This window comes from Pseudogulbenkiania sp. AW2-16, assembly GCF_056824575.1.
Genome location: NZ_CP157668.1, coordinates 2,587,152 through 2,607,892, shown reverse-complemented (window position 1 = coordinate 2,607,892; position 20,741 = coordinate 2,587,152). Strand labels below are relative to the sequence as shown.

The 20,741-nt window shown below is 63.0% G+C and carries 16 protein-coding genes; 4 read left to right on the top strand and 12 right to left on the bottom strand.

Translation table 11 applies throughout. The annotated features are described in order from the left end of the window. Nucleotides 1-131: 131 nt before the first annotated feature. From ABKF58_RS12690 to ABKF58_RS12670, 5 genes are all read right to left on the bottom strand, one after another. Nucleotides 132-2,240 (bottom strand): efflux RND transporter periplasmic adaptor subunit, encoded by a 2,109-nt coding sequence (locus ABKF58_RS12690; protein ID WP_482581047.1) that lies wholly within the window; start codon nt 2,238-2,240, stop codon nt 132-134. Continuing rightward, nucleotides 2,241-3,563: an efflux RND transporter periplasmic adaptor subunit gene (locus tag ABKF58_RS12685; protein WP_482581045.1), complete on the bottom strand. Its 1,323-nt coding sequence runs from the start codon at nt 3,561-3,563 to the stop codon at nt 2,241-2,243. It abuts the gene before it with no gap. 7 nt (nt 3,564-3,570) lie between these two features. Then, nucleotides 3,571-4,332 carry an efflux RND transporter periplasmic adaptor subunit gene (locus tag ABKF58_RS12680; protein WP_482581043.1) on the bottom strand — a complete coding sequence of 254 codons (762 nt, stop codon included), beginning with the start codon at nt 4,330-4,332 and terminating at the stop codon, nt 3,571-3,573. Beyond that, nucleotides 4,329-5,849 carry a TolC family protein gene (locus tag ABKF58_RS12675; RefSeq protein WP_482581041.1) on the bottom strand — a complete coding sequence of 507 codons (1,521 nt, stop codon included), beginning with the start codon at nt 5,847-5,849 and terminating at the stop codon, nt 4,329-4,331. The genes ABKF58_RS12680 and ABKF58_RS12675 overlap by 4 nt, the downstream gene beginning before the upstream one ends. 69 nt (nt 5,850-5,918) lie before the next feature. Continuing rightward, complete coding sequence (locus ABKF58_RS12670; RefSeq protein WP_482581039.1) at nt 5,919-12,002, bottom strand: DUF4347 domain-containing protein; 6,084 nt, start codon at nt 12,000-12,002, stop codon at nt 5,919-5,921. 452 nt (nt 12,003-12,454) lie between these two features. Here ABKF58_RS12670 and ABKF58_RS12665 point away from each other — a divergent pair, with 452 nt between their 5' ends. Beyond that, the gene (locus ABKF58_RS12665) at nt 12,455-12,748 is read left to right on the top strand and encodes a SemiSWEET transporter (RefSeq protein ID WP_008953557.1); all 294 of its coding nucleotides are present in this window, start codon (nt 12,455-12,457) and stop codon (nt 12,746-12,748) included. 129 nt (nt 12,749-12,877) lie between these two features. On the opposite strand, the gene rarD is transcribed toward ABKF58_RS12665, so the two are convergent. Beyond that, nucleotides 12,878-13,786 carry an EamA family transporter RarD gene (gene rarD / locus ABKF58_RS12660; protein WP_482581038.1) on the bottom strand — a complete coding sequence of 303 codons (909 nt, stop codon included), beginning with the start codon at nt 13,784-13,786 and terminating at the stop codon, nt 12,878-12,880. A gap of 241 nt (nt 13,787-14,027) precedes the next feature. Then, complete coding sequence (locus tag ABKF58_RS12655) at nt 14,028-14,693, bottom strand: Pr6Pr family membrane protein (RefSeq protein ID WP_482581037.1); 666 nt, start codon at nt 14,691-14,693, stop codon at nt 14,028-14,030. Between the two features lie 120 nt (nt 14,694-14,813). Here ABKF58_RS12655 and ABKF58_RS12650 point away from each other — a divergent pair, with 120 nt between their 5' ends. Then, entirely contained in the window at nt 14,814-15,740 is a 927-nt protein-coding gene (locus tag ABKF58_RS12650) for an isoaspartyl peptidase/L-asparaginase family protein (protein ID WP_482581036.1), read from the top strand. A 203-nt stretch (nt 15,741-15,943) separates the two neighbouring features. Here ABKF58_RS12650 and arfB read toward each other — a convergent pair whose 3' ends face one another. The 4 genes from arfB to ABKF58_RS12630 form a co-directional block, all read right to left on the bottom strand. Continuing rightward, on the bottom strand, nt 15,944-16,351 hold the full coding sequence (arfB, locus tag ABKF58_RS12645) for an alternative ribosome rescue aminoacyl-tRNA hydrolase ArfB (protein ID WP_482581035.1): 408 nt from the start codon (nt 16,349-16,351) through the stop codon (nt 15,944-15,946). Nucleotides 16,352-16,432: 81 nt separating this feature from the next. Next, nucleotides 16,433-17,002, bottom strand: a complete 570-nt coding sequence (locus ABKF58_RS12640; RefSeq protein ID WP_482581033.1) for a DUF4337 domain-containing protein — start codon at nt 17,000-17,002, stop codon at nt 16,433-16,435. A 215-nt stretch (nt 17,003-17,217) separates the two neighbouring features. Continuing rightward, complete coding sequence (locus ABKF58_RS12635; RefSeq protein ID WP_085277061.1) at nt 17,218-17,535, bottom strand: DMT family transporter; 318 nt, start codon at nt 17,533-17,535, stop codon at nt 17,218-17,220. A gap of 44 nt (nt 17,536-17,579) precedes the next feature. Further along, nucleotides 17,580-18,131 carry a TetR/AcrR family transcriptional regulator gene (locus ABKF58_RS12630; protein ID WP_482581032.1) on the bottom strand — a complete coding sequence of 184 codons (552 nt, stop codon included), beginning with the start codon at nt 18,129-18,131 and terminating at the stop codon, nt 17,580-17,582. 257 nt (nt 18,132-18,388) lie between these two features. Between ABKF58_RS12630 and corA the strand changes: the two genes are divergently transcribed. Next, a complete protein-coding gene (gene corA, locus ABKF58_RS12625; RefSeq protein ID WP_014087700.1) occupies nt 18,389-19,360 on the top strand; it encodes a magnesium/cobalt transporter CorA in 972 nt (323 codons plus the stop codon). 79 nt (nt 19,361-19,439) lie between these two features. Here the strand turns inward: corA and ABKF58_RS12620 are convergent, their stop codons facing one another. Next, nucleotides 19,440-20,123, bottom strand: coding sequence for a hypothetical protein (locus ABKF58_RS12620; RefSeq protein ID WP_482581031.1), 684 nt, complete (start codon nt 20,121-20,123; stop codon nt 19,440-19,442). 243 nt (nt 20,124-20,366) lie between these two features. On the opposite strand from ABKF58_RS12620, the gene ABKF58_RS12615 reads away from it, so the two are divergent. Then, entirely contained in the window at nt 20,367-20,708 is a 342-nt protein-coding gene (locus ABKF58_RS12615) for an alkylphosphonate utilization protein (protein ID WP_482581029.1), read from the top strand. The last annotated feature ends 33 nt before the right edge of the window (nt 20,709-20,741 follow it).

Below are 20,741 nucleotides of genomic sequence, written 5' to 3'. Positions count from 1 at the left end.
GCAGAAAGCCGGGCATTCCGGGCATCGTCAACCTGACAGTCGCACGCCAGCCCTCTTCCGATTGGCCCTGACAACCAGCCCACGCAACACCGCCACGCTTCGCCATAGCTCTGCGGCCTTCCTGCCTAGCGCTACAATCCAGCCTCACGCTGCACCGCAGCCAGCAGATAACGAATCATGCGGCCCAACATACTGTGACGTTCACCTTGCAAGCGTGCCACACCGGCCATTTCCCTCAACGGAGCTGCTTGGCCGTCGCAATGCTCCAAACGCACCCGGAAGGTTGTCGACAACAGCGCAAGGCCATGCTCTCGTAACTCGGTCGGAATCGGTCCGCCGTAACTGGAGGCAAGCAAGGGCTGATCCAGTACAGTCAGGTTGAGACGGTCGATCGGCCCCAAACGGCAGGACACGGCCCAATGCTCACCGCCATCGGCGACGAATTTGGCCACCTGCCCCTGTCGTAAACCCGCCAGCGCCGCTTCATCGACAAAGGCCTCGCCCTTGACGCCATGAGGACCGACGACGTCCAGCAAGCGTTCACCTTCGGCAATCATGGTCCCGACCTGTAACGCCTCGCTGCTATCCACCACTCTGCCGGCAAATGGGGCGACCAGAGCCAACCGGACCATCTGCTGACGCAAACTCTTGACCTGCTCTTGCGCCACCTGCCATTGCTTTTGCAAAGCCGGCCCTTGTTGCTGCAGCTCGGTGTCGAACGGCTGCTGCGACGCCTGCCAGGCCAAGGCACGTTCACGCGCTTCGGCCAAGTCCAACTGTGCCGCCAGGACAGGTGAGCGCAAGTGGGCCAGCAACTGCCCGGCCTTGACGGCTTGCCCCTCCCGCACCCACACCTTATCTACCTCCGCCGCGGCCGGCGCATACAAGCCCTGAGATTGCGATGCTCCCAAGACCGCCGGGCTGGATACATCGGACTGCCAGGGCAGCACCAACAGCAACAGCAGCATGCCGAACAGCGCCGCGCTACGCCGGGTCGCCTGCTGCCAGTGCAGTTCCGCACGCCGCCGCCACCAGATCAGCAACTCACCAACGATCGGCCGGATGATGAACCAGCCCAGTTCGACGGCCAGCAGCAGCAAGCCCAGAGCCTTGAAGAACAAGTGGTAGACCAGAAAGGCAATCGACAGGAACAGCACCAGGCGATACAACCAGGTGGCCCAGGCGAACAGAATCAAGCCACGCCGTCGATCCTGCGGAAAATACTCCGGCTCCGGGTCATCCAACCCCAGGACCCAGCGGCGCAACTGCCAGCGGGCCAATGCAAAGGCCCGGGAATGCAGATTGGGCAGCCCCAGGTAGTCGGATAGCAGGAAATAGCCGTCAAAACGCATGAACGGGCTGGCATTCACGGCAAGTGTCGCGAGCCAAGTCGTGGACGCCAGCAAGAATGCTCCGGCCCGCAAGGGACCATCCGACAAAAAACACCAGAGCAAAGTCGCGATGATCGCCAGCAGCAGTTCCGCCAGCATCCCGGCCCCACCGATCAACAGCCGTTGCCTGCGGGACGGTAATTTCCAGGCATCGTTGGTATCGGTGTACAGCACGGGCACCATCACCAGGAACGCCACTCCCATTGCCGGCACCCGGCAGCCAAAATGCCGTGCGGTCAGCGCATGCCCCATTTCATGCAGCACTTTGGCCAAACTCAACGACAGGCCGATGCCGATGGCGGCACTGACGCCGCCATAAGCGGAAAACGTGTGGGTGAATTCATCCCAACGCCGCGACACCATGGCCAGGGCAAAGATCAGCACTCCCGCCATGGCCCACCAGAACCGGGTCTGGAACAGCCAGCCACACCACGGCAGCAGGCGGTTGAGCAGAGTTTCTGGACGCACCAGCGGAACACGGAAGAACAGGTAGTTTTTCAGCAGCCACATGGCACGGCTTGGACGATTGGCCTCATGCATCTGCCACAGCCAGTGGCTCTGCTCGGCAGAGACCGCCATCAACAGCTGATGCCGCGATAGAAAGTTGATCACCGCCTCGACGTCATCCGGGACCAACTGCAGCGATGTCTCGGCATTGACCGCCGCCACGATCACGTCGACCGACCCGAGGGACCAGCGTGACAATACCTCAAAGCTGGCCCAGCCCAACTGATAGAAGCGATTGGCACAAGGATCGTGCAGGACCCAGCTAGGGGAACCGTCCGCTTGCAGCGAGCCGGCATGCAAGGTCAACTCCTGCCGCAATGGGGGCAAAGTACGGGCCGGCATCTACCACCCCAGCCACTGACGTGCCGCCGTTAGTGGGCGACGCAGCGCGTAGTAGATCAACGGGACCCAGTCGCCATACACCCGGGCAGTACCCATCTGACCAAGCCGTGGCTTGTCACCGCTCATGAAGCGCGCCTGCAAGCGGTAGGCCAACAGCCCTCCTTCTACCGCCTCGGCCTTGTAAGCGACACGAATAATTTCGGCATCGTAGGATTCGATCGGAGAGGCATTGGGATACAACGTCACCCTGGCGCCGGGGGCTACATCAATCGCCTCGGCGGCCGGCAACCAGGCGGCCAACTCGACCATGGTCGGATCGGCCAAGGTCATCACCTTCTCCCCTACTGCAACGGCCTTGCCCTGCCAGTCGTTGCGGTCGGAAAACACCACCACTCCGGCTGCCGGCGCGGTCACATGCAGACGCTGCAGTTCGCGCCCGGTGTAATCGGCGGCAATGCTCTTCTCCTCCAGCTTGGCGCGATCCTGCGCCATCGCCAACTTGCCCTTGTCGTCGGTCACCGCCAACTGCGCACTGGCACGGAAGCTCTCCTGTGCGGCATCGCGTTCGCGCGCGGCCATGGCGTACTGGCCCGACAGAGAGGTGGCGTCCAGGTCGAATAACGGCGCCCCCTGGGTTACACGCTGATTGGGTTCCACCGCGATATGGTCAATCACCCCTGCAATAGGCGCGCGCAATAGCAGCGGCTTTTGCGGCACCACTTCCGCCCGCGCCAGGACGGTCAAACGTATCGGCAGGCAAACGGTCAACAGCGCCACCAGCAGCAGCCGACGTTGTCGATGGCCCGGCCGCAGCCATTGCATGGCCTGTTCGCGCCAGTTACGGCGCGGTGAGAAGAGTGACAGTGCGTGACCATAGCCATGCGCCAGCTCTTCGGCCAGCTTCACCTCGTACTCGCTCCAGACCGACTCTCTGGCCAGCAACAGTGCCCCCTGCCCTCCCAGACGTAGCCACAGCACATGCGCGGGAAACCACAAGGACCATTCGGCGGCCAGCCTTTCCGGCAGATCGTCCGCGGACACAACCTGGCTGGACCGGGAGTCCACGACTGTCGCCACATGCCGGAAGACCCCTCCCAACCACTGCATGTAGGGGGCCGTAGGGTCCAGTTCTGCCAGTCCCGACAAGGCACCCACATGGCGGTGCACGCTTTCACGCCACAAGGCTGCTTGCCGATAGGACAGCAATTGCTGACTTTCGTTAACGACGATGAAACCCAGTTGCGCAACGTTGACCGCTTCCCGCGCACGGTGCAGCAGCTGCAACAGGCTGGCCAGTTCTCGACTTTTGTCTGCGTGCCCCATGCCCACCCTATTTGAAGCTGGCCCAGCCGCTCATGCCCGGCAACAGATTACCCGCATTGCTGTCGATCACGCCCACCGCCAGAATGGACTGGCTGACGGGATCGATCTGCGCGCCGAGACGTTCTATCTTGGCCGGAAAGCTCGTTCCCAGCTCATCGACAGCCACAGTGAAACGGTTGCCGGGTTTCAACGTACTCAACCATTTGGACGGCACCAGCATGCGCAACTCCAACGGTCCGGAGTCGACGATATCCAGCACGGGGTTGCCCGGACTGACATATTGATGGACAGCAGCGACACGCCTCGCCACCCGCCCATTGAACGGCGCACTGATCACGCATTTACCGACAACGGTCTGCATATAACGGGTATCGGCCGCCGCCTCTTTTGCTTTGCCCTCGGCCTGAGTCACCTCCATCACCCCGATCGAGTTGAGTTTTGCCAGTTGATTGTTGACCTTGGCCAACTGGTTGGCGGCCTCCAACGAAGCCTGGGCCTTATTCAACTGAGCCCGATAGCTGCTGCAGTCAAACTCGACCAAGGTTTGCCCGCGCTTGAAACTTCCCCCTTCCGATACCGGCAAGGCCGCAATCCTGGCTGCGACTTCACCCGACAGGGTCACGGCATTGCGGGCCATCAACTGCACTCGGATACGACCATCGCTGGCATTGGTGACCGCAGCGGCGGGCAGCGGCTTGGCTGGCAATGCGGCTGCCATGGCCCCTGCGCCCGCCAACAGAGAAATCCCTATGATCAGGCAACGGCTCATGACGGGTCTCCCGATACCGTGCTCTTCCAGTGGATTTCCGCCCCTTTGAACGCAGCGGCCAGGGTTGGCAAATCATATCCGGCAGTGCTGTTGGGAAGAGGATCCAGACCCAGGCTCGCCCCCATCAGACCATAAGCATTCTGCAAGTCGCCATAACTCTGATACAACCGCAACGACGAGAACACGGCATTGGCATCGGCCAGAATCGCCGGCAGCCGGCCTTGTGCACCACTGGCTGTCGCGTTGCGGTTTTGCTCATAGATACGCAATTCGACATCGTTCAGCTCTTTTTCCAGCGCGAATTGGCGAGTACGGCCCTGAAGGTCGAGGTAGCCAACATGTACCTGGGTCAACACCGCCATGTTCAACGCCATGTGCTGCGCCTTCGCCACTTCCAGCTGCGCTTCGGCCGATCGCGTGATGGGACCGGCACTGAACAAGTTGAGCAGATTCCAGCTGATGCGCAGACCGGCATCGCTCCACGAGTTGTTGACCAGGAATTTATTGCTGTCGTAATGATGGCCGACGCTGAACTCCAGCCCCGGCAAAAGTTTGGCGATGGCCTTACGAGTTTCTAGTACGCCAATACGCTCGTTGTAACGTGCCTCGTTGACCTCGGGCCGATTGAGCAGGGCCATCTCCTCCATCTTATCCAGCGTCAACGCCAGAGTCGGTATTGGCATGTCCGAAGGCACCGCTACTTCGAAATCGGCACCTGGTTGCACATTCATGATGGCTGCCAGCCTGGGTTTCGCCTGGGACAAGGTATTGCGGATCATCCCCATTTGACGAATCACATCCAGCAGCTGACGGCGGTAAGTCAGCGCCTCCAGCGGTGAACGCAATTTTTGCTGCTCTACCTGACGCGCATCCTCCAGCGCCTTATTGGCCTCTTTCAGCAGGGAGTCGATACGGCCTTCCAGCTGCTGTGCTCCAACCGCTTGCCACCACGCTTCGCGCACCTGTTGCATCAGTTGCTGCGCCACCTTGCGCTTGCGCTGCTGCAAGATCAGCACGCGATCCGATTGCTGTTGGGCTGTGTAATAACTGACCCCGAAGTCCAGCACATTCCAGCTCAAGTTCAGGTCTGCGGTACGCGTCTGCTTTTCGGTGGAAATGGACGGCACCAGAGATTGCTCACCCGTCGCCACGTTCTGCGAGGACGACGCATTGTCCTTGTCCCGTGCGGTATACCCCGCTGCCAATGCTAGCTTGGGCAGCATATCGAGACTGGACAAGTCCAGCTGCCGTTGCGCCATTGCCTCTTCCATCAGCTTCACGCGGTAATCCAGGTTGTACTTCAGCGCGCGCGCCATGGCCTCCTGCAGGGTGACGGGCCCATTCAACGCCTCCTGAGTCCCGAACATCGCCTGGCGATCAGCCGCCAGCGTCGCCTGCCTCTCTCCCAAGCTCAGTGGTTTGGGAGTGACTGCACATCCCGTCAAGGCCAGCACCGTCAATGCGGCAAGCAAGCGATAACGACCAGCCGATTTCCTCTGTTTATGTTGTTTTCTCATCCCTGTCCCCTTGTGCTACTGAAATATTGTCTCTGGCGAGACCCGCAATGAGTCGCCCGGCAACCCGATTCAAACCACGTTGTCCGGCTGCAACCATTGCGCCAGTTGTTGCTCGAAAGCGCTTTTGCCATGCTGCAGGAACTGTTCATTGAGAGAGGACTTGCCGGGCGCTGGCGATGCCTCTTCCCCTTCTGCCGGTACAGCGGCTTGCCCGTCGGCTTTGATCTGTATATGTGTCACACCACGATGACCGTCTTGGTCCTGCACTGTCACCTCTAGCGACACGGACTTATTCCAACCTGCCGGCACCGTGCCGCTGAAGCGCCCTGTCTTGGGGTCAAACCGAATCCAAGAAGGCAACGGCTGGCCATTGCTCTGCCTTGCACTAATACTGAGAACGACATCGGGGTTACGAGTTAGTACCGTTCCCGGAGGCAAACCAAAGCTGAAGGTCTGTCCTACGATCAACGACCTAACCCCCAGATCGGGCAAGACCTGCAGAGGAGCGCCCTGTGCAAGGGTCAAACGGCTGACGAACGGCAAGGCAAAGCCGTTATCACTCGTCCCCGGCGGGGGCATTTGCCCAGTCGGCAAGCGATTGGGAGCAACGCTGCTGAAATGATCTTGCCCAAAGGCTAGCTGCAGCGGAGGCACAATACTGCGCACCTCATTGGCAACGGAGAAGATGTCGCTTGCAAACATCGCAATGGTATTACTACTGCTCGACGCAACTGCCTCCAACACGATATTGGGCGTAATCGGCGCAATCTCTATGATGGGACTTTCGCTGCTCGGAGCCGCCACAATTTCCGGAGTGACGGTAACAGGAGGCTGTATGACGGGTGTCAAGACTTGATATGCCGTAGCCACTACCTGCTGCTGAATCGCATTACCCGCCATATCGGTCACCCCACCGGCACGCACGGCGATTGCCAACGAACCATCACCTCCCACGCCAGACAATTGCACCAGATAGTGGCTTTCGCTCAATTTGGTAATGGCAGCAACTGAGCCATGGGCACTGCCACTGGTCACGATGCTGATCGCACCAGCGTCGAGCCCCGTAATTGGCTCGGAGAACACCACGTCGTAGCTGACGCTGCTGGCGCTGGTGGAAAGCGTATCCAAGGGGGTAATCGACGCAACCTGTGGCGCCACGGTATCCACGGTTATGGCGTAAGCCGACGATTGCGTGCTGGCATTGCCAGCCAGGTCGGTCGACGTAGCGCGAATACTGTGGCTCCCGTCGCTCAGCGCACTGGTCAGGCTGTAACTCCATGCCCCGCTACCGTCGGCCATGGCGGTACCGACGGCCACGCCATCCACGTACACCGTCACCGCGCTGTTGGCCTCGGCCGTGCCGGTGAGTGTCGGCTGGTTGTTGCCGGTGACACCGTCTGAGCTGCTGCTGCCGGTGTCGGTGGCCGAACTCAGGCCGAGGCCGCTGGGTACGCTGGGCGCACCGGTGTCAATGGAGACACCATAGGCCGTGGACACTCCGCTGTTGACCGCACCACTGCTGGCCATTGCGGTAATCGCATGTGGGCCGTCACTCAGTGTAGTGAGCAGGCCAAAACCCCAAGCCCCAGTGCCATCCGCCGTGGTCACACCAACGCTGACACCATCCACATAGATGGTGATATCGCTATTGGCGATGGCGGTGCCAACGATGGTGGGCGTGCTGTCGCTGGTCACTCCGTCATGGTTGTTACTGCCGGTATCGGTGCCGGCACTCAAGCCACTCACCGTTGGAGCCGGCAACTGCATGGTCACATTGCGGGACACTACCGCACTGTCCTTGATGCCGTCGTTGACGGAGATGCTGATCACGCGGGTGCTGGTGTTCGGTGATGCCGAGGTGTCCGAATAGGTTACTGCGCGCAAGGCCGCCTGCCATTGCGCCAGCGTCGCAATGGCGCCGCTGGAGGTTAGCGTCAACACCCCGGTACCAGCGCTGTAGCTGGCGGCGATGTTGCCGTAGGTGCTGCTGTTGGTGTTGCTGAACGCCAGCACGTCTTCGCCGTTCTGGAAGTTGCCGGTGATGGCCACATGGGCACTAGACAAGGTCGCGTTATCCAGATCCGACACCGTCAGACCGCCGTCCACCGCCACCGGGGCCGGCGTGCTGCCGATCACATAAGTACCGGAGCCACCGGAGGCCGTCGCGATCGGGGTCTGGTCAGTCGGGGTGACCGTGACGGTGCGCGTGGCGGCGGTGCTGCTCTTGCTGCCGTCGTCGATCTGGAAACTGACGGTGCGCGTGGCGCTGTTGGGCGTGATCGCCGTATCGGTGTAGGTGATCGCACGCAGTGCTGCCTGCCATTGAACCAGCGTCGCGGTGGCGCCACTCGAGGTCAGCGTCAGCACCCCGGTGCCGGCGTTGTAGCTGCCCGCTATGTTGCCGTAGGTGCTGCTGTTGGTGTTGCTGAACGCCAGCATGTCTTCGCTGCTGTGGAAGTTGCCGGTGATCGCCACCGTGGCGCTGGCCAGCGTAGTGTTGTCGAGGTCGGCGAGGGTGAGGCCGCTGTCCACTGCCACCGGGGTGGAGGGGGCGTTGTCGCCGGCGGTGAACGCCGCGCTGCCGCCGCTGGTGGTGGCGATCGGGGTCTGGTCGGTCGGGGTGACGGTCACGGTGCGCGTGACGGCGGCGCTGCTCTTGCTGCCGTCGTCGACCTGGAAGCTGACGGTGCGCGTGGCGCTGTTGGGCGTGATCGCCGTATCGGTGTAGGTGATCGCACGCAGTGCTGCCTGCCATTGGACCAGCGTCGCGGTGGCGCCACTCGAGGTCAGCGTCAGCACCCCGGTGCCGGCGTTGTAGCTGCCCGCTATGTTGCCGTAGGTGCTGCTGTTGGAGTTGCTGAACGCCAGCACGTCCTCGCCGCTCTGGAAGTTGCCGGTGATCGCCACCGTGGCGCTGGCCAGCGTAGTGTTGTCGAGGTCGGCGAGGGTGAGGCCGCTGTCCACCGCCACCGGGGTGGAGGGGGCGTTGTCGCCGGCGGTGAACGCCGCGCTGCCGCCGCTGGTGGTGGCGATCGGGGTCTGGTCGGTCGGGGTGACGGTCACGGTGCGCGTGACGGCGGCGCTGCTCTTGCTGCCGTCGTCGACCTGGAAGCTGACGGTGCGCGTGGCGCTGTTGGGCGTGATTGCGGTATCGGTGTAGGTGACCGCGCGCAGTGCCGCCTGCCATTGCGCCAGCGTGGCGGTGGCGCCGCTGGAGGTCAGCGTCAGCACCCCGGTGCCGCTGTTGTAGCTGGCGACAATATTGCCCATGGTGCTGCCATCGTTGGTGAAGGCCAGCACGTCCTCGCCGCTGTGGAAGTTGCCGGTGATGGACACTGTCCCGCTGGCCAGCGTGGAGCTGGCGCTGTCGGTGACCATCAGGCCACTGTCCACCACCACCGGGGTGGAGGTAATGTTGTCGCCGGCGGCGAACGCCGCGCTGCCGCCGCTGGTGGTCACCACCGGCACCACCGCCACGCTGACGGTGGAAGCTACGGCTAGCGTGGTGGTATCGACACCGCCGTTGCTGGTACCCCCGTTGTCCTTGACGCTGGTCAGCGTCACCACCCGGTTGCCGATGGAGGGGCTGCCGCTGCTGTCGCGATAAGTGATGCCGTTGACCACGCTGCCCGCGGTGCTGGCGGATATGCCGCTGCTGCTGATGGACACGGTGGCGGTGCCGCTGGATACAGAGACGGTAACGCTCAGGCCGTTGCCGCTGGTAGTAAGCGCGTTGCCGTTGGTCAGCGCCACATTGCTGCCGTCGATGGAGAGAATTTCACTGCTACCGTCTTGCAGACCGGACACGGTCAGCGTCAGCAGGATCACACTCTGGCTGGATTCGACGGTGCTGATGCTGGCGCCGCTGAACACCTCCACCGCGGAGCCGCCCATCGTGAAGGTGGGGTTGGAGGCGGTGGCGCTGCCGGTAGGTGCGTCGTTTACCGCCGCCATCGCCACCGTCACATTGCTGGAGCCGGTGCCGCCACGGCCATCGTTGATACTGACATTCACCGTGCGGGTGGCGGTGCTGGGGTCGCTACTAGTGTTGTTGTAGGTCAGCGCCGCCGCCAACGTGGCGACCCGCGACGGGGTGCCGTTGCTGTTGAGCGTCACGATCAGGTCATGACCGCTGACACCATCACCGTTGGTGGCGATCACGCCGATGGACACGCCGCCCACGGACACCACGCTGCCCACGCTGGTGCCGTTACTAAGCGACACCGTGCCGCTGGTATCGATACCCAACACGTCCTCGCCGCTCTGTCCATTGGCGGTGATGTGCACGGTCAAGTTGCCGCTATTGAAGTCGGGGGTGTCGCTATCCGTCACCGTGACTGCAGTACCGGCATCCAGCTTCACCGCCCCGCCCTTCTCTGTGAAGGTGGGGTTGTCGCCGTTCAAATTGCCCACCACCGGTGCGGAATCCGCCGCCACGGTGACCGTCTTGGTCACCGCGCTGCTGTTGATCGCGCCGTCGTTGATGGCGAAGCTGATGGTGCGGGAACTGGTGTTGGGCGACAGCGAACTGTCGGAATAGGTCACCGCGCGCAAGGCGGCCTGCCATTGAGCCAGCGTGGCCGTGGCGCCACTGGAGGTCAGCGTCAGCACCCCGGTGCCGCCGTTGTAGCTGGCCGTGATGTTGCCCATGGCGCTGCCGTTGTTGGTAAATGCCAGCACGTCCTCGCCGCTGTGGAAGTTGCCGGTGATCGACACCGTGGCGCTGGCCTGGGTGGGGCTGTCGGAGTCGGACAGCGTGATACCGCTGTCCACCGTCACCGCAGTGCCGGTGCCGCTGCTGTAGGCGCTGGAGCCGCCGCTGGCGGTCAGCACGGGAGAGGCGTTGGGCACCACCGGCGCGGAGAAGCTGATGGAATCGAACGCCAAGCCCGCCGAGCCGTCGGTCGCGGTAAAACGGACGGTATCCACATTGCCCCAGTCACTGCCAAATGTCAGAGTGCCCGCATTGTAGGAGCCCGTAGCCTTGACATAGGTGATGGCCATGTTGCCGGAACCGTAGGATCCGCTTGCACTGAAGTCAAAACCAGTGACAGAGACTGTGGCGACAGTGCCGGAGCCACCATCATAACCAGTGATGGTGAAAGTTTTGGCAAACCCACTTAGTACGTCGTAAGCATTCGCAGTCAGGGAGTTGAGCTTAAAGTTATCGGTCAGGTTGCTGGAGCCGAACTCAAAATAAGTAATGCTGGGGCTTGCCGAGCCACTGGTATCGCTCAGGATCGCATTGCCCGAGAAACCGGAAAAGCTGTAGCCGTAGCCGTATTGGGTGTTCACGTCCACGACATCGACGATGCCTCCGCCGTTGGTAGAGTACGTGACCCCACCCAGAGTCAGGCTGGAAGAGCTGTTGCCCGGTGAAGCGCTATCAAAATTCTGGCTGGCCGGCACCGCCAGCAGGTCCTGATAATCGAAAGCCAGCGCCGCGGCGTCGATATGGCCACTGCTGTACTCCAGCGCCCAGTCTCCACCTAGAGAACTGGAGCCGGTGCGGTCATTGGACGCCGCCACGTCGGCATGGGTGTAGCTGGACAATGTCGAGACAAAAGTCGCACCGCTGCTGCCCGCGGCGATATCGCAGCCATATAGCAGGATATCGCCGCCGGGCTGCAAGGCTTGGCCGATGGAGGCCAACTCGGCCTGATGGCTGGCGATGTTGCCTTGGGTCAACTCGAGGCTACCCAGCATCAGGTCACCCGATTCGCCGTGGGACAGGATATGGATTGCGGCATAGCCCTGATGCTCGCTGGCCCATTGGGCAATCTGGGCCAAACCGTCCTTGCTACTATCGAGTATCACAACCTCTGCGCCGGAGGGCATTTGAGAAAGCAGAGTCTGGTAATTGGCGACGTTGGATTCGACGAACACCACCTGCTTCGCGGTGTTGGCGGGCGCCGGCGCGGCGAGCGATTCCGTCGTGGTGGCGCGGGTATCGGTGGGCGCGGGTGCATCCACCGTTTTGTCCACAACGGTATGCGACGCATCAGGATGTGGCTCGGCAGCCGCCAGCGAGACAGCAACCGCGCCGTCGAACATCAATCTGGGCTCCAGCGCTTGCAGTAGCAAGCGAGAGCGCTGATTTGAGGGCAACTGTTTTTTTTCGCTGCCCTGCCCTGCCGATTTCCACCACCCCATGACCGCTCTCCCATTTTCCTTGATCAGAATGCCATTTAAATCAGGCAGTCACCAAGTAATGACTAAAGCATATCACAGTTAATTAGTATGTCATTCCTTGTCTGAAGTCTGTCTCTCGACGTCTGCAGGGCAATGTCGATATGACTGGATAGCGCTTGAAATAGTCAAGATATCGATATGCACAAATACATAAAGCTATCTGGCCGCTTGGCAATATCACGGCCTCTACCGGATTGCCAGGCCCCTGAAGTGCAGCCACACGCCATGCTCTGAACGCAAAGCGCTACGTCTATCACCTTTTTTGGCCGGGTTGCACCATGCAATGCCGTCCAGCTATCCACGTTTTGGCAAAAGAGACAAAGAGGTCATCATTCAGAAAAGAACAGCACCCGATCTGATCGCTGACAGGATAAGACCCTGTTAAGCTGGCCTTTTGGTCTCAGCCATATATCATGAAACTCGAATATTACGGCTACCTGGCCGCCTTTCTCACCACATCGAGCTTTCTGCCCCAGGTTTTGCACGCCCTGCGCACGCGCGACCTGAGCAGCATCTCGCTGTCGATGTACCTGATGTTCGTCAGCGGCGTGGCGTTGTGGCTGGCTTACGGCATCCTGCTCGGGGCCGGGCCGTTGATTGCTTCCAATGCCATGACGCTGCTGCTGTCGTCGATCATTCTTGGCTTGAAGCTGCGCGAGGAGATAAGGCGGCGGGCTGGATCGGCGCCTTCAAAGAGGCGGTCATGAGGGGGCATCGGTGAGGTAAGCACGGCAATGCTGGGGCTCGCCAGCCGGCCCCGGCCGACAAGCGGGCAGGAGGCCAGACTCTGCATCCCTCTAGACCGGCATCGAGACGCCCCGCCCCCCTGCCATCGGCTACGCGGCACGCAGCGATCGGCGCCGATGCGGCGCGGTATGGATGCCGGTGAGCAGCACCGCGAGCCAGATCGGCGCATAGGTCAGCAGGCTGTCCAGCGACAGCGGCTCGCCCAGCAGCAGCACCGCCAGCAGGAACAGCAGCACGGGCTCGACATAGCCGAGAATGCCCAGGAGACCCAGCGGCAAGTGGCGGCTGGCGACCATGTAGCTGGCCAATGCCACGGTGCTGATCAGGCCCAGCCCGGGCAGCAGCAGCCAGAATTTCGGCTCGGCCAGCACGCCCCAGCCGGCCTCTCCCAAGTGCCACAACAGCAGCAGCGCCACCGGGCTCATCAGGACCAATTCCAGGGCGAAGCCGCTGATCGGCTCGAGCCTGGACCAGCGCCGCAAGACGAAATACGGCGGGTAGCCTATCGCCACCAGCAGCGTCGGCCAGGCAAAGGCGCGGGTCAGCCACAGTTCGTGCGCCACCCCCACCATGGCGCAGGCGACCGCCAGCCATTGCAAGCGATACAGCCGCTCGCCGTACAGCACGCAACCGGTCAGCACCATGGTCAATGGCAGCAGAAAGTAGCCCATCGATACCGCCATTGCCTGCCCGTGCAGCGGCGCCCACATGAACAGCCACAGCTGGGTCGCCAGCAACGCCGCCATCGCCGGGAGCAGCAGCCACAGCAAGGGTTCGCGGCGCAGCCGCGCCAGTTGTCTCCCTAGCGACGACCACTGGCCGCGCACCGCCAGCAGCAACAGCACGCCGGGCAGCGTCCACAGCACGCGCCAGGCGTAGATGGCGAGGCCGTCCAGCGGCTTCAGCAGCGTGGTGTAACCCGACAACAGGGCGAACAGCACCGACGCCAGCAGCGACAGCATGGCCCCCTTGCCGGAAATGGGCTGGGAATGTGGCATGAACCCTCCAGAGCACGACGGCCGCGGCCGCCAGAACCCGACGTTGTAGCATTGCCGCCGGGCTCGGGGCAAATGCACTCGGAGGGCATCAAGGTTGGCCGAAGAGCATGCGGCATGCCGTCGGCGCGGCGGAACATGGAAAAACCTTGAGCGCGGGATGACGGCTCGGCGGCGAGGAAGCGGGCCTGGGGTGTGGCAGCAATGATGCCGGCGCGGCGTGGGAAGCCATCGCTGACCCACCCTAGCGCCGGGTGTTCACCCGTACCGCCAGCAGGCCCTTGACGTGGCGGTCCAGCACCACCACCAGCCAGCCCATGGCCACGAAGGCGAGCGCCAGGAAGGCCGAGTTGACCAGCACTCCCTGGTAGCCCAGGCGCAGCACGTTGAGGAAGGGATAGGGATACAGCCCGATGAACACGCCGCGCAGCAAGGTGTAGGCGAGATAACCGCCGGGATAGGCCAGCCATAACAGCGCGTCGTGCCAGCGCAGCCGGGCCGGCGGCACGAACAGCACCCAGTGGACGAAGTAGCCGATCGGGATGACGTCGTGCAACAGCACGTCGCCCAGCCAGCGCCAGCCGGTGGGGTTCCACAGGTGCCGCAACAGGATGGCGTACACCAAGCCGACGATGGTGATGTACACCAGCGAGGCCGAGCGCACCGTCGGCCGCAGCAGGAAATGGCCGAAACGCGATTGCGGTCGCAAGCGCGGCACGGTCAACCCGGTTGCCAGGAACAGATTGGTGAGAATGGTGAAGTAGCTGAAGTAGTTGAACACCGTCCACTGCCACGCCACGCCCCGTGCGAGCTCGGCCACCACACCGAGATAGAGCTGCAGCACCAGCGCAAACCAGCCCAGCGACAACAGCAGCAACTCGAATACTTGTCTTGTTTTTTCGTTCTGCATGACACGCCCCTCGGCGTTGAAAGCCCACCATCGCAATCGCAATCACAATTGCGGGCTACGCTATATAAAGCATAGCCAAGCCGCATCCGGCTTGCGGCCAAATCCGGGGGAGCCATCACGATGAGCATCGCTTTTGCCGTGCACGGTGGCGCGGGGCCGGTCCAGCGCGCCGAACTCGATCCAGAACGGGACACGGCGCTGCGCGCCGGGCTGGCGGCGGCGCTCGACGCCGGTTATCGCGTACTACACGGAGGGGGCAGCGCGCTCGAGGCCGTGACCGTGGCCGTCGCACTGCTCGAGGACGACCCGCTATTCAACGCCGGGCGCGGGGCCGACTTTACCCTGGACGGCCGGGTGGAACTGGAGGCGGCCATCATGGATGGCCACAGCCGGAGCGCCGGCGCCGTCACCGGCGTCAGCATCGCCCGGAACCCCGTCCGGCTCGCCCGCCGCGTGATGGAGGCGACCCCCTGCGTCATGCTGGGCTTTGCCGCCGCCGACGCCTTCGCCCGCGCCCAGGGCCTGGAATGCGAGCCACCGCAGTATTTCTTCACCGAGGCCCGCTGGCAGGCGCTGCAGCGCGAGAAGGCCCGTCTGGCCGAGGGACAGGCGAACCAGGGTCACGGCACCGTCGGCGCGGTCGCACTCGATTCGCAAGGTCGGCTCGCCGCCGCCACCTCCACCGGCGGGCGCGCCGGCAAGTGGCCGGGGCGCATCGGCGACAGCCCGCTGATCGGTGCCGGCACCTGGGCCGACGGGCGCTGCGCGGTATCCGCCACCGGGCATGGCGAGTACTTCATCCGTGCCGCCATCGCCCACGACATCGCCGCCCGCCTCGCCTACGCCGGGCAGACGCTGGCCGACGCCGCCGACAGTGTGATCCACGGCACCTTGCTGGAACTGGGCGGCAGTGGCGGCGTGATCGCCGTCGACGCGGCAGGCCACGTGGCGATGCCGTTCAACAGTGCGGGTATGTATCGGGCGATGATCGATGGCACGGGTCGACGCGAGCTGGCGTTGTATCGTGACGACGCGCCGCCACCCTGACTCGTGACCGCCTCAGGCGGGGAAAAAGCGGGATGAATGGCGGCAGGCGGGCGTGCCGCCTTAGAGCCTGTTTACGATCTCGCGAGCTAGAGCGAGACAAGGCAAAAACGGCTGAGGAAGCGGCGTTTCCACGTGGTCAATGAGCATTCCGAAGACGTTTTTAACGCCGTATCGCCGACGCGCAGCAGATCGTAAACAGACTCTCAGAGATCGACCTTGCCGCGCAGCGACTTGATGCCGCCGCGCCGGGCCTTGCCCTCCAGGCGGCGCTGCTTGGAACCGAAGGTCGGCTTGGTGGCGCGACGCGCCTTGGGGGTGTGGCTGACGCTGTCGATCAGCGCCTGCAAGCGTAGCAGGGCATCGGCCCGGTTCTGTTCCTGGGTGCGGTATTGCTGGGCCTTGATCACCACCACGCCGTCCTTGCTGACCCGCTGGTCACCCAGTTGCAGCAACCGCTCCTTGATGTAGGCCGGCAGCGACGAGGCGGTGACGTCGAAGCGCAGATGGATGGCCGACGACACCTTGTTGACGTTTTGCCCGCCCGCGCCCTGCGCGCGGATGGCGGAGAAGTCGACCTCCTCCTCTTGGACGGAAAAAACAGGGCGGGACATGGCGTGACGCTGGCGAGGGGATGAAGACCCGATTGTACCTGCGAATGGCGCCAGCGTGCGCCGCCCCTCCCCATCGTCCGGCTAGGACAGCAAGGCCACCAGCCAGCCGGGGTGGATCGACCAGCCGGCAAAACCGGCCAGCCCGAACAGCACGCCAAACGCGCCGAAACCCCAGGCCGACAGCAACAGCAGCCAGTTTTCCACCAGCGCCGCCACCGCGGCCGTGGCCAGCGCGACCGACAAGGCGGCATCGCTCATGTCGAACTGATCGTCGTGGAAATTCAGCCGGTCGTACTCCGCCTCGCTGGCCTTGGCCTGCTTCTGGATGGCGACCGAGCGCGCGGTGTACTTCTCCACATCCCGCGCCAGACGAGCCTCTTCGGCGGCCATCACCTTGGCGTTGCCCGGCAGGCTCTGCGCCAGCAGCCGGGTCTGGTTCAGATTGCTTTCCGCCAGGTGCAGCTTGACCTTGTTGGACTGGTATTCGGCCCAGAAATCCACGGCGTCGGCCTTGGCCAGCTGCATGGCCTGGACGATGTTGTCGTCCTTGATCTTCGACACCCCCATAAACACCGACAGCAGCACCACCGTGATCGCGACGGCATTATTCAGCTGCTTCTTCTTGGCCTCGACACTGATTTCCACTTCCATATTGCCCCCCTGTTGGATGACCCTATCGCACGATGAGCGAAATCTACCACAGAGCCGCCGCCACTTGCCGTGCTTGCCCCGGCCCGGCGCACGAACGGCACAGCGGACTCCACAGCCGAATGACCGCAACGCAGCAAAAAGGTTGGCCGAAGACCGCACGCTGACGGTCTTCGGCCAACCTTATGATCCCGGCGGGGTGTGCTGTTGCGCGCCGCTCAGCCGCCGAACTTCAGCAGCACCACGCCGGACATGATCAGCATCACCCCCATATAGCGCAGCAGCGACGAGGCATCGCCGAAAAACACCACCCCGACCAGAAAGGTGCCGGCGGCGCCGATGCCGGTCCACACCGCATAGGCCGTGCCCATGGGGATCGTGCGCTGGGCCTGATACAGCAGGTAGCCGCTGAGCGCCATGCAGGTCACGGCAAAGGCGATGCCCTTGACCGTGTTGCCGCCGCCTTGCGCCATCTTCATCCCCAGCGGCCAACCCACCTCAAACAAACCTGCCATCGTCAGAAAGAGCCAGGGCATGTCCTTCTCCTCAAAAAATGCGTGTTGATGATTGCCGTCATCCGTCAGCCGGCCGCGGCGCCGTCGATCAGGGCGTGCAGGCTCTGCACCACGTGCTCGCGTTCGGCTTGGCTGAAACCGACCAGCCCGAACAGCTCCAGAAACACCATGCCCTCGATCGCCAGGAAGGCCGTCAGCGCTCGGTCGTCGGGCAGCGCGGCGCGGATGCGCGGCAGGTGCCGGGCGTAGAAATCCTGCATCGGCGCCAGCAGGGTCGGATTGTTCATGGCGGCGGCCAGCATCGCCGCGGCGGTGCGGTGGTCCTGCCCGGTCAGCCCCAGCACGGCGTCGATATACGCCTTGAGATGGGCGATACCGGGCTCGGCGCCGGCCGGCCAGCAGCGCTCGATCTCCTCGTCGTAGCGCCGCACCATGCGCTCCATCAGCGCCTGGATCAGCGCTTCCTTGGTGCGGTAGGTGTAGAGCACCCCGCCCTTGCTGATGCCCGCCTCCGCCGCCACGGCGTCGATGGTCAGCCTGACCACGCTGTCGCGCATGATGACGCGCTCGGTGGCATCGAGGATGCGATCCGGCTCGATGGTGGAGGTCCGTCCCATGCTGCGCCCCTTAATTTATCCGTCTGGACGGTATTCTATTAATGTTTGAAAAGAAAGGCAATACCCTCAAATCCGCAGCCGACGGCGGCGCCACGTCTGCGCCGACAGCCACACCGCGACGCGGCCCCCGCCCGTGCGGAGCGCCCCCGGATGCCGTTGCGCCCCGGCCAGCTCGCCCGCCCTCACCGCCACACCTTGCGGTGCGGCCGTTTACCGGCTTGGATGAAGAGAGACAGGCACCACTCCCGGGAGAGCTCATGCTCATCAACTGCGTCGCCTACCAGAACGGCAAGAAGCTGGCCGACCTGCCCATCGAGCAGATCCACGATTACCTCGCCCGGCCCGACTGCTTCGTCTGGGTGGCGATCCGCGACCCCGACGACAACGAACTGCAGCGCATGACCGAGCAGTTCCGACTGCACGAACTGGCGGTGGAAGACGCTCGCCACGGCCACCAGCGCCCTAAGCTGGAGGAATACGACGGCATGCTGTTCTGCGCGCTGCAGCTGCTGGACTGCGACGAAGGTGGTGAGCTGCTGGTCGGCGAGATGGACCTGTTCGTCGGCCACAACTACGTGCTGTCGTTGCGCAACCGTTCGCAACAGGGCTTCCAGAACGTGCGCGCACGCTGCGAGCACGAGCCGCAATTGCTGCGCTTCGGCGCCGGCTTCGTGTTCTACGCCCTGATCGACTCCGTGGTCGACCGCTACTTCAGCGTGGTGCACCGCCTGGAAGACGAACTGGAAGAAATGGAGGAAAGACTGTTTGCGCGCGGCGACGCCGGCCAGCGCACCATCCACGACCTGTACCTGCTCAAGCGCAAGCTGGTCACCGTCAGCCACGCCGTGGTGCCGCTGAACGAGGCCGTGGCGCGGCTGCACGGCGGGCGCGTGCCGGAGGTGTGCCGTGAAGTACAGGAGTACTACCGCGACGTCGACGACCACCTGGCCCGCATCGCGCGCACCCTCGACTCGCTGCGCGACATGCTGGCCACCGCGATCCAGGTCAACCTGGCGATGATCTCGCTCGACGAATCGGCCGTCAGCAAGAAGCTGGCCAGCTACGCCGCCCTGTTCGCGGTGCCGACCACCATCGCCGGCATCTACGGCATGAACTTCCAGAACATGCCCGAGCTGAAAACCAGCGTCGGCTACCCGCTGGCACTGCTGGCGATGCTGGTGCTCGACCTGTTGCTGTGGTGGCGCTTCAAACGCGTGGGCTGGCTTTAGGGCGTGTCATCCATGGCGTCCCCCTCGCGTTGCTGCCGCGAAAGCGGCCGGGCAAGGCACCGGGTCCCGCGCGCCGAGATCAGGCCGGCGCGGACGGCGCGTCCATCACCAGCAGGTCACGCTCGCCGTCGCCCAGCGCCTTGTCCTGGTAAAACACCAGGCCCGGCAGGTCATCCGGCAGCGCCTCGGTCGCCGGCCTCCCCTCCAGCAAGGCCAGCGCCGGGGCAATCACACAGCGCTGCAGGGCCTCGTCGCCCTCCATCTGCGCCAGGCGCAGGGAATAGGTCCACTCGTCGCCATACGGCGAGTCGGAATCGCCCCAGCACAACAGGCGCTGCGCCTCGTTCCGCCACGGCTGCCAGCCCTGCGCCGGAAAGCCGACGTAGGAATCGTATTCAAAGCTGAATTCGCAGGTCCAATGCGCCACGTGCAGCACCGGCTGGTAAGGCTGCTCGACGCCATCGACCAGGCGGTGCGGCACGCCGTCGCCAAACAGGCTGATCTGGTAGTTGAGCCAGGCCACGATCACTTCCTTGCGCTTCTTGCGCTTGATCAGCGGAAAACTCCCGGCCAGGGCGCTACGCCCCTCCCCTTCCCGTTGCTGCACGGCATTGATCACCGGCCCCACTTCGTGACACAGACCGCTGGCCGGTAACGCCTCGGCGATCAGGCGGTTCAGGGCATGCTGGATCGCCTTCGCCTGTCGCCATTGTTCATTCGCTGCTTTTTCGCTGTGGTCAGCGCCTTCCTGCTCGGTGTTCATCGTGCCAACTCTTCTCATGTTCATCGCCAAGGCGGAAAAATGCCGGCCATGCGCTCCCACACTAACGGGACGGGCCGGCGGCACAGACCCTATACCATCAAACACCCACCCTTGCCCAGCGCAAGGGCCTGCGCCGTGCCTTTGCCAACCCGCCACATAATCAGAAGCAATTTATTGGCTTAATAACCAAACAAAAAGATATAATGAACGCTTTCCAGTCAGCAACGCCAAGGAAACGACAGCATGGAAGTCAGAGACAGCAACGGCACCCTTCTGAACGACGGTGATTCGGTACAAGTCATCAAGGACCTCAAGGTGAAGGGCTCCTCCACCGTGATCAAGCGCGGCACTCTGTTCAAGAACGTCCGCCTGCAGGAAGACGACGACGAGCACGTCGAATGCCGCAACGACAAGATCAAGGGCCTGATGCTGAAGACCTGCTTCCTGAAAAAGTCTGATTTCCCCCGGCAGGCAGAACCAACGCCGCCTGCCGCGAGACGGACCCACGTTGGCCGAAAGCCCGGCAAACCGGGCTTCGGTCAACCTTCCACGCCCGCCAAACAAGCCGTGCCGCCCGGCACTTGAAACCCGCTGCCGATGCCCCCATTAATAATGGGA

Excerpts from the sequence above, each read along its gene's own strand:
- ABKF58_RS12675 (WP_482581041.1), bottom strand. The coding sequence starts at position 5,849 with ATGAGAAAACAACATAAACAGAGGAAATCGGCTGGTCGTTATCGCTTG.
- ABKF58_RS12640 (WP_482581033.1), bottom strand. The coding sequence starts at position 17,002 with ATGGAAGTGGAAATCAGTGTCGAGGCCAAGAAGAAGCAGCTGAATAAT.
- ABKF58_RS12620 (WP_482581031.1), bottom strand. The coding sequence starts at position 20,123 with ATGAACACCGAGCAGGAAGGCGCTGACCACAGCGAAAAAGCAGCGAAT.
- ABKF58_RS12685 (WP_482581045.1), bottom strand. The coding sequence starts at position 3,563 with ATGGGGCACGCAGACAAAAGTCGAGAACTGGCCAGCCTGTTGCAGCTG.
- ABKF58_RS12690 (WP_482581047.1), bottom strand. The coding sequence starts at position 2,240 with ATGCCGGCCCGTACTTTGCCCCCATTGCGGCAGGAGTTGACCTTGCAT.
- ABKF58_RS12635 (WP_085277061.1), bottom strand. The coding sequence starts at position 17,535 with ATGCCCTGGCTCTTTCTGACGATGGCAGGTTTGTTTGAGGTGGGTTGG.
- rarD (WP_482581038.1), bottom strand. The coding sequence starts at position 13,786 with ATGCCACATTCCCAGCCCATTTCCGGCAAGGGGGCCATGCTGTCGCTG.
- corA (WP_014087700.1), top strand. The coding sequence starts at position 18,389 with ATGCTCATCAACTGCGTCGCCTACCAGAACGGCAAGAAGCTGGCCGAC.
- ABKF58_RS12680 (WP_482581043.1), bottom strand. The coding sequence starts at position 4,332 with ATGAGCCGTTGCCTGATCATAGGGATTTCTCTGTTGGCGGGCGCAGGG.
- ABKF58_RS12670 (WP_482581039.1), bottom strand. The coding sequence starts at position 12,002 with ATGGGGTGGTGGAAATCGGCAGGGCAGGGCAGCGAAAAAAAACAGTTG.
- ABKF58_RS12650 (WP_482581036.1), top strand. The coding sequence starts at position 14,814 with ATGAGCATCGCTTTTGCCGTGCACGGTGGCGCGGGGCCGGTCCAGCGC.
- ABKF58_RS12615 (WP_482581029.1), top strand. The coding sequence starts at position 20,367 with ATGGAAGTCAGAGACAGCAACGGCACCCTTCTGAACGACGGTGATTCG.
- ABKF58_RS12665 (WP_008953557.1), top strand. The coding sequence starts at position 12,455 with ATGAAACTCGAATATTACGGCTACCTGGCCGCCTTTCTCACCACATCG.
- ABKF58_RS12655 (WP_482581037.1), bottom strand. The coding sequence starts at position 14,693 with ATGCAGAACGAAAAAACAAGACAAGTATTCGAGTTGCTGCTGTTGTCG.
- ABKF58_RS12630 (WP_482581032.1), bottom strand. The coding sequence starts at position 18,131 with ATGGGACGGACCTCCACCATCGAGCCGGATCGCATCCTCGATGCCACC.
- arfB (WP_482581035.1), bottom strand. The coding sequence starts at position 16,351 with ATGTCCCGCCCTGTTTTTTCCGTCCAAGAGGAGGAGGTCGACTTCTCC.